General features: G+C 45.7%; 1 rRNA gene. It reads left to right on the top strand.

The features are described 5' to 3' along the window. Positions 1 to 245 (top strand): 16S ribosomal RNA (locus ACJ5GX_RS00235); the annotation flags it as partial. Positions 246 to 372: the final 127 nt, after the last annotated feature.

Below are 372 nucleotides of genomic sequence, written 5' to 3'. Positions count from 1 at the left end.
TGCTGCCATGTCCCCTCAGCTTAAGTTTGATTGATTTTGAAGAATAGGTCGTGTCATGCATATTCTATTTGTAGGTTATGGTAAAACATCACAACGTGTTGCTAAACAATTATTTCAGCAAGATCGATCTGTAGCGGGTCTGAGAGGATGATCCGCCACACTGGGACTGAGACACGGCCCAGACTCCTACGGGAGGCAGCAGTGGGGAATATTGGACAATGGGGGGAACCCTGATCGATCATTGCACCAAGCATTGCAGATGGCGTTCTTGAAGTGACTGGTGCCAAGAAAAACGTTCGTGTCTTAGTTTGTGGCGAATTGCCAAAAATTGATGAACGTGCTGCACAATATGACTATAAACGTGTTAATGGC

The organism is Wolbachia endosymbiont of Tuta absoluta, assembly GCF_059414725.1.
Note: the sequence above shows the minus strand (reverse complement) of the source record. Positions and strands in the feature narration are given on the sequence as shown.